Below are 13,648 nucleotides of genomic sequence, written 5' to 3'. Positions count from 1 at the left end.
GTTTCCATTCATTTTCATAAACATTTCAAAATCATCACGTTAATTATACAAGGAGGGATTAAAGTGAAGAAATGGGGCCTTGGCATTCTGCAAGTTGCACTCTTAATGGCCTTTTCACTGCTCATGGACCAGTTGGCCCGTGCTCTCCATCTACCTATACCCGGTTCCATACTTGGCATGGTCGTGCTGTTCATTTTGCTTCAGACCGGGGTCGTGAAGCTGCGTTGGATTGAAATTGGAGCTGCCTGGCTGCTCGGTGAGCTACTGCTGTTTTTTATCCCCTCAGCTGTCGGTATTATGAACTACATGCCCATGTTGGAGCAAGACGGACTGCAAATTCTGTTTATTGTTCTGCTTAGCACATTTTTGGTCATGGCCTGTACGGGACTTGTTGCCACCCGAATCGCCAAACGAAAGGAGCGTCACACCGGATGATTGGATTTCTCTGTCTCTTGTTAACCGTCGGTATATATTGGGTCGCCAAACGCATGTATCGTAACCTGCCCAAAGTTTATCTCTCTCCGCTGCTGATTACGCCGCTGCTTGTCGTTGGCGTGCTGCTCGCAACAGGTACGGATTATGCAGCCTACAGCAGTGGCGGCAAATGGCTAAGTCTTCTGCTTCAACCGGCTACGGTGGCTTTCGCCATACCGCTTTATACGTTTTTCCATGTACTCAAAAAACATATTTCCGAGATCGTCTTCAGTGTTATGACAGGCTCTGTGGTGGCGGTCCTCTCTTCTGCCCTGCTCGCCAAATGGCTGCGTCTGGATTCCGGACTCATTCATAGTCTGATCCCGAGATCGATTACGACTCCAATTGCGATGAACGTATCAGCTACGATTGGCGGCATTCCGGCTATTACAGCGGTTTTTGTCATCATGACTGGTCTGCTGGGGGCAATTATGGGGCCGTCCATTGTGAAAATGCTGCGTATTGATGGCGAGATCGCACGTGGAACGCTGTTTGGAACCGGTGCCCACGGAACAGGCACATCCAAGGCATTTGAGCTCAGTTCGCTGACGGGAACGATCTCCAGCATCTCCATGGTGCTGGCTGCGTTGTTCACTTTAGCAGTTGCACCTATACTTTCTAAACTTATTTTCCCATAATAGCTGGAAAGATCCCTTTTATTTGAAATATTATTGTTGTATTAAAGCCCTTTCTTCCTTACAATAAGGACAGGTTTTAATTGAGAATATTGCGGGGGAGATGCGATGAAAAGAACCGGAATGAAGAGATCTCTGGACCGCCTTGGACGAATTGTCCTTCCCAAAGAAATGCGGGATACGATGGAAATCCATATCGGCGATCCGCTTGAGTTTTTCATTGAAGGGAAAGAGTTGATTTTGAGAAAGTACAAATCAACGTTGTGTATTTTTTGCGGTGATGTGGATACGGAAATGTATTTCAAAGAGCAATTCATCTGCCGGACTTGTGCAATTCAATTAAAACACCCGGATGACACTCCCGAATTTTTCGTTCCTCAGAACAAACAGGCTCCTGCACCCGTGGAGCGTCCTGCTACTGAATCCGTCACAGTCTCGTCTCCCGTATTGGAAGAAGGGGCTACAGCTGCCAACCAAGAGTACCCGGACCTGCGGCCGAAAACGGCACGAATGTTGCAACAGATGAAGGAAATTGTTGAACAGAATCCCGGTTTGGCTCAACAGCAAATTGCGGAAAAGCTTGGCATCAGCCAAGGACGCGTCTCCCAATTAAAAAAATTGCTATAAGAAAAACGTCTTTAGAGTGACTTTTTTGATTATTTATAATCAGGAGACCTTCCGAACGAAGGAAGTCCTACTGCAAGAGAACCCTTTGATCACTGTGGGTTCTTCTTTTTTTTATATTTATACGTTAATAATGGAAAGGAGTTCTATGGATAAAATCCGGTATTTGTCACAATTTAACCTCATGTCCTGCCTGTCAGAAGCAGACCTAGCGGAAATGGACAGCATGACGTCCATTACAACCATGCCGAAGAATACAATCATCCAGACACCCGATACATTTGCAGAAGGCTTCTATTTTGTCAAAAAGGGAAGAGTCCGTCTGTATACGTTAAATGAAGAGGGAAAACAGTTTACATTTGATATTTTGGGAGAAGGGAATGTGTTTGGCGAAATGAACGGCATTTCACTCGGCACACGTACCGTTTATATCGATACCATGGAAGAATGCGACATTTGTCTGATGGACAGGCAGCGTTTTGAACAGTTTCTGATTGAACATCCCCAGTTTATGATGAATCTGATGAAAGTGCTGAGTGAGCGGATCAAGGGAATGAGTGAGTTGACACAGAAGCTGGCACTCGGCAACCTGCATGACAAAATCATGCATAATCTCGTTCGACTGGCCAATCAGATCGGATGGTTGGAAGAGGAAGAGTATTGTCGAATCAATCTCGCGCTCACCCATCAGGAGATTGCCTGGATGGCTGGAGCCACACGAGAGTCCGTTAGTGCTGCTTTGCAAGTGCTTATGAGAACCGGACGGATTCGCACTGGATTCAAGTCAGTATCCCTGCATCACGATGAAATGTTCGTATCAAACAGGTTAAACGGTCAGTTGTAAGGTGCATTACATCTTGTTTCTGCTGCATGCTGTATCGTGTAGACAATGAATCTACATACTACAAGGAGAGGTACAATGATGGATGCAAAGATAGATCTGGATATATCAGAAGACGTACTTCGGAGGAAAGGCGCCCGCAAAGCAGCTGACATTCCGGATCAGATACGCAGCCTGCTTCAAGCCGGACATATCGAATCGGTGAATCTGACGGAATGGCTCGCTGTGGACCACATTCTCCTTTTTCAGCAGGTCGCCCAGGAACTGCGAATGGATGCCGAAACCCGCGAGATTACGGAGCAGTTAACACAGATGAATGAACAGCGAATTATGAAAATCATCCCCGCTATCGCCAATCATTGGCTCGCACTTCTGGAGCGCCTGGGAGACAATGAGCGAATGCATCATTTCCGATTCCTTGCAGATCATAGATCAGATAGTGTACGCTGCTGGGCAGCCTATATCATCGGATTGGATTCCCGCTTGAATCTGAATGAAAAGTTGAATCGGATCAGACCTTTCGCAGCAGATCATCACTTTGGTGTAAGAGAGATCGCCTGGATGGCTGTTCGTGAGCCAATTACTGCTGAGCTATTAGACGCTGTAGCGCTTCTGGTGGAATGGACGATAGATCCTGACCCGCTGATCCGCCGGTTTGCCATAGAATCAACAAGACCGCACGGTGTGTGGGCCAAGCATATTCAGCAGTTAAAAGAAAATCCAGCCATGGCTCTCCCCCTGCTCGATCATGTGAAATCCGATGCTAATAAATATGTGCAGGACTCTGTCAGCAACTGGCTGAATGACGCTGGCAAAACCAACCCGGAGTGGGTTCGTCAGGTGTGTGACACCTGGATTCAGCAATCGGATACTAAGCATACACTGCGGATCGTCGCACGTGGTCAACGAAGCCTTTAATCTTTAAGCAATCCTTATACAGGGTACCCCCCGGCAACTTAAAAGACGAAAAAAAGATGACTATCGCTACATCACAATGGTCATCTTTTTCAATATCTGCACTCCACAGAGTTCTGCCCTTAGACCTGCACGAGATCCATATCCAATTCTTCTGCTTCCAGTTTACGCATGCCCATAATCAGAACGACAATGTTAGCAACCAATAACACCGCCGGGAAAGGAACAGCCGTATATTGTCCATAAATCAGATGACTTCCCACAGCCCCAATCAGAATGAACGTCAGTACTCCTGAAGCCAGAAGACGAGTACGTGGAATCAAAAGACCCACCGCACTGAGCAGCTCCACTGCACCAATGAGATACATCGTCCATGTAGGATAGGAGAACCCTTCGAAAGTCTGTATCATCATCTCTGCTCCACTAACCTTGTTGAACCCTGCCATTACGAACACACCTGCAAGCACAACCAACGCAATATACCCCAAAATTCTTAAACCTTTGTTCATATGTATAATCCTCCTGAAAATGAATGTCCATATCCATCTGTTGTATAAAAAGCAATCTATGTAAAAGTTACAACGTAACTCTATTTTTAAAAATAGCCGTTTTGCACTGCGAAATTAGTATGTGCTGATATTATGCATATTAATAATCATTAACTTACTTTTATGAAGTAAGTATATAATAATAACATTATTTATTCAAGTAATTTTTTGACGAATAGTGTATAATACATTACAAAAGGTATGTTACAGTACAATTTGTAGTAACAGGTTGACTTCATTGTCCCTTACTTTGGTCAGAGCGGCAGAAAGCCACGCACTTTTATATATACGAAAAAAACCTTAATACTTGAATCGAGGTGAACACGTTGAAGCTGAGAAAAGTAAAATCGCCAAGTCCCTGTATGATTACTCAAGCCATGGATATCATTGGTAAGAAGTGGGTGCTGCTTATCATGTACCAACTGTTATCTGGACCCAAACGATTCACTGAGCTGGAAGCAGAAATGGCGATTAGCGGTCGCTTGTTGTCCGAACGTCTGAAGGAAATGGAAATGGAAGGTATCGTAACCCGGCATATGTATCCTGAAATTCCACCCCGTGTAGAGTATGAATTGACGCCCAAAGGCAGAGCCATTGAACCTGTCATTAATCAGATATACAACTGGTCTTCCGACTGGTTGAAACAGCAGCAGTCTACTAAGTAGCTATATTCTGATTCATGCTCAACACAAAGACGCCTGAATTGAACTGATCTTCGGATCAGTCCAGATTCAGGCGTCTTTGTCATGGATTTATAGTTCTTGTTACGTCATACAAGGATTAATGAGAGAGATGTTTGGAGCGCTGAAGCTGTACCGGCAAACCCGAATCTGCCGAAACCAATGCCGCCGTTGTAATCTCTTGTGTGCGACAGGCATCTGCATAATCGGACAAAATCCGTGAGCGATCCCCGGTACGAAGGGCGTGAATAAACGCTTCATTTTCCCGCTCATACGGGTTATGTCCTGCTGGAATCTCCAGACCTGCCATCGCATGAGAGGCAGCACTTGGCAGAAGAAGACGTTCAGGCGTCCAATCCCAGACTCCGGCATCCGTGTAGAACTGGAGCCCTGCGCCGCCCTCACCGTCTGGCAGCAGGCAAGTGTTGGCAATGCTTGCGATGGCCCCACTCTCCAGCTTAAGCGTTACATTCGCTACATCAGCTACCGTGACATGTTCATGCTTCTCATGCATGCTGCGCTGGGCCGTTACTGCGTATACCTCTGTTACTTCGCCAGCACAGTACCGCAGCAGATCCACGATATGAGTCGTCTGTTCCACAAACTGTCCCCCGGAGCCTTCCTGACGACGCCACCAGGCGACTCCTGGCATTCCGCCCATCCAGCGCCCAAGCGCCATACCGACGGTCTGCTCCTTCATCGCTTGTTGCAGCACCTGTGCGGCCTCCTGATAACGGAAATGATAACCTACAGACGTCAACAATCCGGACTTCTGTACCTGGTCCAGCACCTGACGGGGAATATCCATGCCTGTACTCAGCGGTTTCTCTACCAGGAACGGGATACCCCGACGAATCAATTCGGTTTCAATCGTTCCGTGAGACATCGGAGGAACACAGATATAGACTGCATCCAGCTTCTCACCATCAAGCATATGTTCAAGTTCACCGTAGCCAACAGCATCATAGACGGAAGCCATGGCCTCCGCCTTCTCCAGCGCTGTTCCACAAACAGCTGCTACACGAACGCCTTCCATTCGTGCCAGAATATCCGCATGTACCTTGCTGAACCAACCTGTTCCAATGATTCCGATCTGTAAAGTCATAGATGTAATCCCCTCTCCTGTTACACACTTACATGTTCCATTCGACCCCCAGATGCGAATTCCTGCATTAAATTTGGCCCGATGCCTCCAAGAGCAACTGATCCAGCTCCTGCGTATACCATGTCACTTGCTCCTCAAGCCAATCCATGCGTTCAGCCATATACTGAATTACCGCTGCTTTATACTGACGTACTTCGTCAATGCGGAAAAACAGGTCCCCGGTACGTCTCACAAAAAAGTCTGCCGGTGTTACAGTCATCTCCTCGTCGATCGCATAACTCAGCATCAGCAGCAGCTCCTGGGGCAGAGCATGCAGCTCGGCCTTAGCCCGCGGATCAGGCATCCGCTCGTACAGTGCATCCACATTAGACCCATATACTCGGGCTAATCGCTCCGCAGCAGATCGATCAAGTCCAAGTGCGACGCCGTCCTTAATCTTGCGTTCAGCATACGCACCAAAGTTAGCAGAACCTCCGACATCTCCCCCTGAGATTGGCATTTCTTTCGTTATACATGGCCCAACGGATCTTCCCGTCTCCTGCTCCAACTGGCGGGCAGCCAGATCAACTACCATCTCGGCCATTTTGCGATACCCTGTTAATTTGCCCCCGGCAATCGTAATTAACCCCGAAGGGGCTACCCAGACTTCATCCTTGCGTGAAATTTCAGAAGGCCCCTTGCCTTCTTCATGAATCAGCGGACGCACACCCGCCCAACCGGACTCCACATCCTCAGCACGAATCCGTACGTCCGGGAACATCCCGTTGACGGCATCGATGACATAATCCCGATCTGCCTGGGAGATTAACGGGTGTGCGGGATCATCTTCAAAGACGGTATCTGTGGTTCCTACATAGGTTTTACCCTCCCGCGGGACAGCAAAGACCATTCGTCCATCCGGTGTATCAAAATATACAGCCTGCCTTAACGGGAAACGTGTGCCGTCGAATATCAGATGAATACCTTTCGTCATCTGCAATGTTTTTCCTTGACGGGACCCATCGATCTTGCGCAGCTCATCCACCCATGGACCGGAGGCATTAATCACTTTGGTTGCCCGCAGATCATACGATTGATCGCTAATCTGATCCACAGCCTGAATGCCTGTAACCAACCCATTCTCCTTCAGGAATGCGGCTGCCTTTACATAGTTGACGGCCTGAACGCCGCGCCGTACCGCTTCCTTCATTACTTCAATGGTAAGCCGGGCATCGTCCGTCCGGTACTCCACATAGCGTCCACCACCCAGCAGCCCATCCTTGCGCAGCAAAGGCTCATTGTCCAAGACAGCTCCGGCATTTAACATTTTACGTCGTTCACTACGCTTTACTCCGGCAAGCCAGTCGTACACCATCAGGCCAATGGATGTGCTGAAGCGGCCAAAGGTACCCGCCGTATAGATGGGAAGCAGCATCGGTTCGGGTGTCGTCACATGCGGCCCATTTTCGTACACCACTGCTCGCTCCCGTCCCACCTCAGCAACCATCTTCACTTCAAACTGCTTCAGATACCGCAGACCGCCATGCACCAGCTTGGTGGATCGACTTGAGGTTCCTGCTGCAAAATCCTGCATTTCCACCAGCGCTGTCTTTAATCCACGGGATGCTGCATCCAGTGCAATACCAGCACCCGTGATCCCTCCGCCAATAATCAATATGTCAAAATGTGCATTCGCCATACGATCCAAATATTCGGTACGTTTTTCTGCCGAGAACGATGCTGTCATCCCGATTCCTCCATTCATTACCTTTGTTTCACTCACAAAAGCACAAAAAAAAGACCACGTCATTCGCTGCAGCAATTGCTGAGCGGTACGTGGTCTCTCCCGATCTCCAGACATCATTTTTTAACTTGTGAGTTAATCCTATCACACATTTCCGGCGGCGTGAAGGCCTGAAATGACACATTATTCAAAAAAATTTCAAAAAGTTGTACTGCCTGCGGAGGGAATTTCAAGCTGATCCATTAATCATTTATTTTCCCTTAAAGTGGATAGTTGTTTTCCCTTCTCCAGGAAAATAACCCCTGTAAGTTATGCATCATTTTCCACCAATAAATATCATTTATTGTATAAGTTTAACGAAAAAGTACAAATGCCCATTCCACGTATTCTCTACTCATTTGAAAACCATCGCTGCCTTCACGGCACGCTGCCACCCTGCATACAGTTCTGATCGCTCTTCTTCAGCCATAACCGGATGGAAGACACGTTCCGTATTCTCATGATTCATCAATTCATCCGCGCTATTCCAATATCCAACTGCAAGTCCTGCCAAATAAGCCGCACCTAATGCCGTCGTTTCGTTCACAGTGGGACGCTCAACAGGGATATTCAGAATGTCACTCTGGAATTGCATCAGAAAATCATTGGCCGCCGCTCCCCCATCCACGCGCAAGGCATTGACCGAAATACCTGAATCGGATTCCATTGCCGCCAATACATCCTTGGTTTGGTACGCCAGCGCTTCCAGCGTTGCACGGATAAAATGTTCTTTGGTCGTTCCTCGCGTCAAGCCAAATACCGCTCCCTTAACCTCACTGTCCCAATAAGGGCTTCCCAGACCGACAAATGCTGGCACCATATAAACGCCGTCTGTAGAGGGTACGCGTGCCGCATAGTCCTCACTATCTTTGGAGGAACGAAGAATCCTTAAACCGTCACGCAGCCACTGTACCGCCGAACCGGCAACAAAAATGCTGCCTTCCAATGCATACTCGATTTTGCCATTCATTCCCCAGGCAATGGTTGTGATCAGCCCGTGATCGGACTGCACTGGCTGATCTCCGGTATTCATGAGCATGAAACATCCGGTTCCGTACGTATTTTTCATGCTTCCCTTTGTGTAACAGCCTTGACCGAATAAGGCCGACTGCTGATCTCCTGCTGCTCCGGCAATCGGAATCCGATGACCGAAGAAGTGATAGTCAACTGTATGCGCATACACCTCGGATGAACCACGTACTTCCGGCAGCATCGCTTTGGGAATGTCCAGAATCTGCAGCAATTCGTCATCCCATTGCAGATCATAGATGTTGTACATTAAGGTTCGGGAAGCATTGGATACATCAGTGACATGTGTACCGCCGCTCAGCTTCCAGATTAGCCAGCTATCGATCGTACCAAATAGAAGCTCACCCTTCTCTGCACGCTCCCGGGCACTAGGCACATGATCCAGAATCCACTTTACCTTGGTTCCCGAGAAATAAGGGTCAATGAGCAGTCCCGTTTTGCGATGAAAAAGATCACCCAGTCCCTTCGCCTTCAACTCATCACAAATTCCAGCCGTTTGTCTGGACTGCCAAACTACAGCATTATAGATGGGGCGGCCTGTTTCTTTGTCCCATACCACAACCGTTTCCCGCTGGTTCGTAATGCCGATGCCGGCAATCTGAACCGGCTTGATTCCACTTTCGGCCAGACATGAAGCCATCACTGCCAGAATGGAGCTCCAGATTTCATTGGCGTTCTGCTCCACCCATCCCGGTTTGGGAAAGTATTGCGGAAATTCCTTCTGTGCAATATGCACGATCTCCCCGCTTCGGTTAAACAGAATAGCCCGGGAACTCGTCGTCCCCTGATCAAGGGCCAATATATATTTTTCCATACAGACAACCTCCTGTTGTGGGATTACTGCTTATATTCTGTATGCGATTTCTTGTAGTGCCGAATTAGGTCCACGTTGGAAGTGGTTACTGCGGTAGCTCCGGCTTCCAAAGCCAGTTCAACCTCTTCCGGTGAGCGGATCAACCCGCCTGCAATGATGGGGATACCTGTCCGTACGGATACTTCTGCAATAATATGCGGAATAACACCAGGCAGTACTTCAATATAATCCGGCTGGGTCTTGGACAGCAAAAGATAACTTTTCTCCAGCGCATTGGTATCCAGCAAAAAAATGCGCTGAATGGCTGTAATCCCTTTCTGTTTTGCCTTCTGAATTACACTGGCTCGCGTTGAGATCAGTCCTGCCGGGCGAATATGCTGGCATAAATACTCTGCGGCATATTCATCGTTCTTCAGCCCCTGCACCAGATCGGCATGCAGTAATATTTTCTTGTCACGCCGCCGTGCTTCCTCCATCACACTGTGAAGCTGCGCGATGTGTGTATCCAGCACAACCCCATAGGTGTACGGGCCTTCAATCATTGCTTCGAACTGCTTCATGCTCTTGGCAGCCGGTAACACATACTGTCCCTCAAATGGCACCCTCGTTCCTCCCGCATAAATCAGATGCCTATATTGTATAGTTCACATGGTGGAACGGCAAGGGAAGTCAGGGTCGAAAGAATATTTCTTGACGTAAGAATGGACTATTTCGTTGTCTAAACTCAAAAAAGCTGTTCATGTAACCCCGGAAGGAGCATACACGAACAGCTTAAGTTATCCTGTCTATTGAACGGTAGAACAAACCGACTTCATGGCAAATTATGCTGAATGATCCATCAGGATCATCCTTTTAAGCCTGGGCATGCGGAAGCAAGGTTTCTTCTCCAGCCCAGCCATCCTTCTCTGCCAAGTGGCCGGAACGGCTCACTTTGGTCTGCAAATATTTTTCGTTGAAGGCCGAACGATCTCCCCACAGTGGAACACGTCCACCCACATTCAATCCCGCTTCCTGCAAAGCAGCGAGCTTCCGTGGATTGTTGGTGATCAATGTAACGGGTGCTGAACGCAATGCACGCAATACGGCAATGGCATCATCATAATTACGCGCATCATCCGTGAAACCAAGTTGCAGGTTCGCATCAACGGTATCCAAACCTTCCTCTTGCAGCAGGTAGGCCATCGCTTTGCTGAACAGACCGATACCACGGCCCTCATGGTTTGCCAAGTAGAACAGCGCGCCTGCTCCGTGGGCAGCAATCATCTTCATCGATTGCTCCAGCTGGAAGCCGCAATCACAGCGTTTGCTGCCAAAAATGTCGCCTGTATGACAGATGCTGTGCATCCGAATCAGCGCTTCCTGTGCTTCGGCAAAGTCACCGTATACCAATACACTGGATTGCTGGCGTTCAGCCAGTTCGGCAGTAGCGAGCGATTCAATCAGCTCACCGCTCTCCATGGCCTTCTCCGATTTCATCCAGCTGTACCACTGGAAGGTACGTGTCTCTCCATCGAGATTCACCGGGAGTTTAATCGGACCCACGAGGTATATGAATTCTTTTCCACTCGGAAAAGTCTGAATTTTGGGGGCAAGCAGTTGAATAATATGTGAATTAATCATTAGTAAGTTCCTCCTGTTAAGCCATCTTTGGTTAGGAATGGATTCGCATCTTGACGGAAAATGGATCACTGAACGGCATATCGTACGTATCTATATTATTGTCATCATCATTAGTTACTTTATGTAAGCAAGTTTAAAATAAAAATTATGTTGTGTCAAGTAACTTTTGTTTCTAAAGTAACTACAAAATTTATGATACGTAACCGACACAAATTTGTGTTTCATTTCAGGAATATTGGGTATGAGTTTATAAACTGCTCATACACTTATGTTGTAGTCCATCGCACTTCATGCCTCGAACTTAACGATGAGGGGGTTATCACATGATCCGCCGGAAAAGAACATGCTGGACAGCCATTCTGCTAGTCTGTGTCATGCTGGTGAGCGGATGCTCACTCTGGCCGGGACAGAACGATTCAGCGAGCAACAAAAAGGTAACGCTTACATTATGGTACTGGAACCGTTCCATCGATGATAAGCTAATTGCCAAGGCCAAGGAAAAGTTCCCCAATATTGAACTGACCGCCCAGAAAATCGGCGGTGATTTCAAGGCAAAACTCAAAACGACACTCGCTGCGCGCTCAGGTGAGCCCGACATTGTCGCATTGAACGATTGGATCATGGAGCTCTTTCCCAGCGAGGACCGTTTCTATAATCTGTATGATCTCGGCGCAGGTGACGTCGAAGACCAATATCTGGATTGGAAATGGAAGCAAGGTGTTACGCCAGACGGGCAGATGATCGGCTTCCCCATGGATACGGGACCTACAGCTCTCTTCTACCGTGCAGATCTGTTTAAGGAGGCCGGATTGCCCTCCGAGCCTGAAGAAGTGGCTCGCCAGATCAACAACTGGGATGCTTATTCTGCTGCCGGAGAAAAGATCAAGGAGAAGTTCGGAGGAAAGGTATTTCTAACCGACAATATTGGAACCGTTTACAATCAAGTATTGTCGCAAGGAACCGAACGGTATTTCCGTCCGGACGGCTCGTTTATCGGCATGGATTCACCACTCGTCAAGCAGAGCTGGGATACCGCCGTATCCTTCAAACAAAAAGGGCTGCTCGCCAATGCAGACGGCTGGACCCCGGGCTGGAACGCAGCGATGAATAATGGTGAGATTGCCTCCTTTGTGGGAGCGGTCTGGATGAAGCAGGTATTGCAGGAAGCCGCACCGGATACATCGGGCAAGTGGCGAGTCACTCGCGCTCCTGGGGGAGACGGCAATAACGGCGGGTCATTCCTGTCCATTTTGAAATCGAGCAAACATCCAAAAGAAGCGTTCGAAGTCATCCAGTGGCTGCAAAGCCCGGAAAACCAGCTTGAACAGTATACAACGTTGAACCTGTTTCCATCGGCACCGGGTGTGTTTGATACACCGGCGATGAAAGAAGAAGAACCCTTCTTCGGCGGACAGGCGACAGGGCCTGTATTTGCCGAATCGGCACAGCATGTGCCAGAAGCGTTCTTTGGCGAACGATACCCTTCGGTACACAACATCATAACTCGGCGGCTGAATGATATTGCGAAGCAAAATGCCAACCCGGAGCAGGTCTGGCCCGATACGGTTCACCGTGTTGAGCGGGAGTTACAGCGTTAATTCAGACACTCTTACGAGATGGCAATCCGCAAAGGAGGAATTCATATGGCTGTAACCGAACCTCGCCTCACCCCGGATCCCGGAAAGGTACGTCCGGATTTGGATCGGCAGAAATCACTCTTGTCCCGGATGTGGGAACATCGCGCACTCTATGTGGCAATCTCCCCGTTTTACATTCTGTTTGCCGTATTTGGACTGTTTCCGATCGGTTTCTCCTTATATCTGGCCTTCCACAAATGGGATGGCATTGGCGTAATGACCTATAACGGACTAAACAACTTTAAATATATGCTGACTGATGCAGAATTCTGGCAAGCGGTGGGCAACACGTTCATGATCTGGATTTATTCCACCATTCCGATGCTGTTCTTTGCCCTAATTGTGGCATTCTTGCTGCATGCACCTTTTGTAAAATTCCGCACCCTGTTTCGTGTGGGCTATTTCCTGCCGAACGTGACGTCTATCGTGGCCGTCGCCATTATCTTCGGTGCCCTGTTTGCCAACAACTACGGGTTTCTCAACTACCTGTTACAGTCCGTCGGACTTCCGGTAGTGGAATGGCTTAATGCACCATGGGGCATTAAGGTAGCGATCTCCTCAATGGTTGTCTGGCGCTGGACGGGATACAACGCAGTCATCTATCTGGCCGGACTTCAGAGCATCCCCCAGACATTGTACGAGGCTGCCAAGATTGACGGCGCATCCGGGATACAGTCCTTTTTCCGCATTACAATTCCGATGCTGCGTCCCGTCATTCTGTTCACTGTCATCACATCGACAATCGGCGGCATGCAGCTATTTACCGAACCACAAATTCTCGTGAGCAACGATGGCGGCGCAGGTGCAGCCGGGATGACCATTGTATTGTACCTTTACCGCGAATCATTCATTAACAACTACTTCGGCTATGGTGCAGCGGTTGGATGGGGCATGTTCCTCATTATCGCCCTGTTCTCGATCGTGAACTGGAAGCTCGTTCAAGGCAAGTCATCCTGATGTGACA

At 48.4% G+C, this 13,648-nt stretch carries 14 protein-coding genes; 8 read left to right on the top strand and 6 right to left on the bottom strand.

The features are described from left to right. The first annotated feature begins 63 nt into the window (after positions 1 to 63). The 5 genes from P364_RS0109350 to P364_RS0109330 all read left to right on the top strand — a co-directional run bounded on the left by P364_RS0109350 (position 64) and on the right by P364_RS0109330 (position 3,492). Positions 64 to 435: a CidA/LrgA family protein gene (locus P364_RS0109350; protein ID WP_024629872.1), complete on the top strand. Its 372-nt coding sequence runs from the start codon at positions 64 to 66 to the stop codon at positions 433 to 435. After that, positions 432 to 1,112: a CidB/LrgB family autolysis modulator gene (locus P364_RS0109345; RefSeq protein WP_024629871.1), complete on the top strand. Its 681-nt coding sequence runs from the start codon at positions 432 to 434 to the stop codon at positions 1,110 to 1,112. The genes P364_RS0109350 and P364_RS0109345 overlap by 4 nt, the downstream gene beginning before the upstream one ends. A gap of 105 nt (positions 1,113 to 1,217) precedes the next feature. Next, positions 1,218 to 1,736: an AbrB/MazE/SpoVT family DNA-binding domain-containing protein gene (locus P364_RS0109340; protein WP_024629870.1), complete on the top strand. Its 519-nt coding sequence runs from the start codon at positions 1,218 to 1,220 to the stop codon at positions 1,734 to 1,736. Positions 1,737 to 1,881: 145 nt separating this feature from the next. Continuing rightward, positions 1,882 to 2,577, top strand: a complete 696-nt coding sequence (locus tag P364_RS0109335) for a Crp/Fnr family transcriptional regulator (RefSeq protein ID WP_024629869.1) — start codon at positions 1,882 to 1,884, stop codon at positions 2,575 to 2,577. A 78-nt stretch (positions 2,578 to 2,655) separates the two neighbouring features. Then, complete coding sequence (locus P364_RS0109330) at positions 2,656 to 3,492, top strand: DNA alkylation repair protein (RefSeq protein ID WP_024629868.1); 837 nt, start codon at positions 2,656 to 2,658, stop codon at positions 3,490 to 3,492. Positions 3,493 to 3,611: 119 nt separating this feature from the next. Here the strand turns inward: P364_RS0109330 and P364_RS0109325 are convergent, their stop codons facing one another. Next, complete coding sequence (locus P364_RS0109325; RefSeq protein ID WP_024629867.1) at positions 3,612 to 3,998, bottom strand: DoxX family protein; 387 nt, start codon at positions 3,996 to 3,998, stop codon at positions 3,612 to 3,614. 401 nt (positions 3,999 to 4,399) lie between these two features. Here P364_RS0109325 and P364_RS0109320 point away from each other — a divergent pair, with 401 nt between their 5' ends. Further along, the gene (locus P364_RS0109320; protein WP_029880866.1) at positions 4,400 to 4,702 is read left to right on the top strand and encodes a winged helix-turn-helix transcriptional regulator; all 303 of its coding nucleotides are present in this window, start codon (positions 4,400 to 4,402) and stop codon (positions 4,700 to 4,702) included. Between the two features lie 115 nt (positions 4,703 to 4,817). On the opposite strand, the gene P364_RS0109315 is transcribed toward P364_RS0109320, so the two are convergent. The 5 genes from P364_RS0109315 to P364_RS0109295 form a co-directional block, all read right to left on the bottom strand. Then, positions 4,818 to 5,822, bottom strand: coding sequence for a Gfo/Idh/MocA family protein (locus P364_RS0109315; RefSeq protein WP_024629865.1), 1,005 nt, complete (start codon positions 5,820 to 5,822; stop codon positions 4,818 to 4,820). 67 nt (positions 5,823 to 5,889) lie between these two features. Continuing rightward, positions 5,890 to 7,548, bottom strand: coding sequence for a glycerol-3-phosphate dehydrogenase/oxidase (locus P364_RS0109310; RefSeq protein WP_024629864.1), 1,659 nt, complete (start codon positions 7,546 to 7,548; stop codon positions 5,890 to 5,892). 391 nt (positions 7,549 to 7,939) lie between these two features. Beyond that, entirely contained in the window at positions 7,940 to 9,427 is a 1,488-nt protein-coding gene (glpK, locus tag P364_RS0109305; RefSeq protein ID WP_024629863.1) for a glycerol kinase GlpK, read from the bottom strand. A gap of 23 nt (positions 9,428 to 9,450) precedes the next feature. Continuing rightward, positions 9,451 to 10,029 (bottom strand): glycerol-3-phosphate responsive antiterminator, encoded by a 579-nt coding sequence (locus P364_RS0109300; RefSeq protein ID WP_024629862.1) that lies wholly within the window; start codon positions 10,027 to 10,029, stop codon positions 9,451 to 9,453. Between the two features lie 250 nt (positions 10,030 to 10,279). Then, positions 10,280 to 11,047, bottom strand: a complete 768-nt coding sequence (locus tag P364_RS0109295; protein WP_024629861.1) for a GTP cyclohydrolase II — start codon at positions 11,045 to 11,047, stop codon at positions 10,280 to 10,282. A gap of 323 nt (positions 11,048 to 11,370) precedes the next feature. Here P364_RS0109295 and P364_RS0109290 point away from each other — a divergent pair, with 323 nt between their 5' ends. Continuing rightward, positions 11,371 to 12,645 carry an ABC transporter substrate-binding protein gene (locus P364_RS0109290; protein ID WP_024629860.1) on the top strand — a complete coding sequence of 425 codons (1,275 nt, stop codon included), beginning with the start codon at positions 11,371 to 11,373 and terminating at the stop codon, positions 12,643 to 12,645. Between the two features lie 129 nt (positions 12,646 to 12,774). Continuing rightward, positions 12,775 to 13,641, top strand: coding sequence for a carbohydrate ABC transporter permease (locus tag P364_RS0109285; protein ID WP_036663973.1), 867 nt, complete (start codon positions 12,775 to 12,777; stop codon positions 13,639 to 13,641). Positions 13,642 to 13,648 lie beyond the last annotated feature (7 nt).

This window comes from Paenibacillus sp. MAEPY2, assembly GCF_000499205.1.
GTDB lineage: Bacteria > Bacillota > Bacilli > Paenibacillales > Paenibacillaceae > Paenibacillus > Paenibacillus vandeheii.
Note: the sequence above shows the minus strand (reverse complement) of the source record. Positions and strands in the feature narration are given on the sequence as shown.

What these genes read in the sequence shown, in the direction of transcription:
- P364_RS0109340 (WP_024629870.1), top strand. Translation starts at nt 1,218, where the DNA reads ATGAAAAGAACCGGAATGAAGAGATCTCTGGACCGCCTTGGACGAATT.
- P364_RS0109335 (WP_024629869.1), top strand. Translation starts at nt 1,882, where the DNA reads ATGGATAAAATCCGGTATTTGTCACAATTTAACCTCATGTCCTGCCTG.
- glpK (WP_024629863.1), bottom strand. Translation starts at nt 9,427, where the DNA reads ATGGAAAAATATATATTGGCCCTTGATCAGGGGACGACGAGTTCCCGG.
- P364_RS0109285 (WP_036663973.1), top strand. Translation starts at nt 12,775, where the DNA reads ATGTGGGAACATCGCGCACTCTATGTGGCAATCTCCCCGTTTTACATT.
- P364_RS0109315 (WP_024629865.1), bottom strand. Translation starts at nt 5,822, where the DNA reads ATGACTTTACAGATCGGAATCATTGGAACAGGTTGGTTCAGCAAGGTA.
- P364_RS0109345 (WP_024629871.1), top strand. Translation starts at nt 432, where the DNA reads ATGATTGGATTTCTCTGTCTCTTGTTAACCGTCGGTATATATTGGGTC.
- P364_RS0109325 (WP_024629867.1), bottom strand. Translation starts at nt 3,998, where the DNA reads ATGAACAAAGGTTTAAGAATTTTGGGGTATATTGCGTTGGTTGTGCTT.
- P364_RS0109330 (WP_024629868.1), top strand. Translation starts at nt 2,656, where the DNA reads ATGGATGCAAAGATAGATCTGGATATATCAGAAGACGTACTTCGGAGG.
- P364_RS0109290 (WP_024629860.1), top strand. Translation starts at nt 11,371, where the DNA reads ATGATCCGCCGGAAAAGAACATGCTGGACAGCCATTCTGCTAGTCTGT.
- P364_RS0109310 (WP_024629864.1), bottom strand. Translation starts at nt 7,548, where the DNA reads ATGACAGCATCGTTCTCGGCAGAAAAACGTACCGAATATTTGGATCGT.
- P364_RS0109320 (WP_029880866.1), top strand. Translation starts at nt 4,400, where the DNA reads ATGATTACTCAAGCCATGGATATCATTGGTAAGAAGTGGGTGCTGCTT.
- P364_RS0109295 (WP_024629861.1), bottom strand. Translation starts at nt 11,047, where the DNA reads ATGATTAATTCACATATTATTCAACTGCTTGCCCCCAAAATTCAGACT.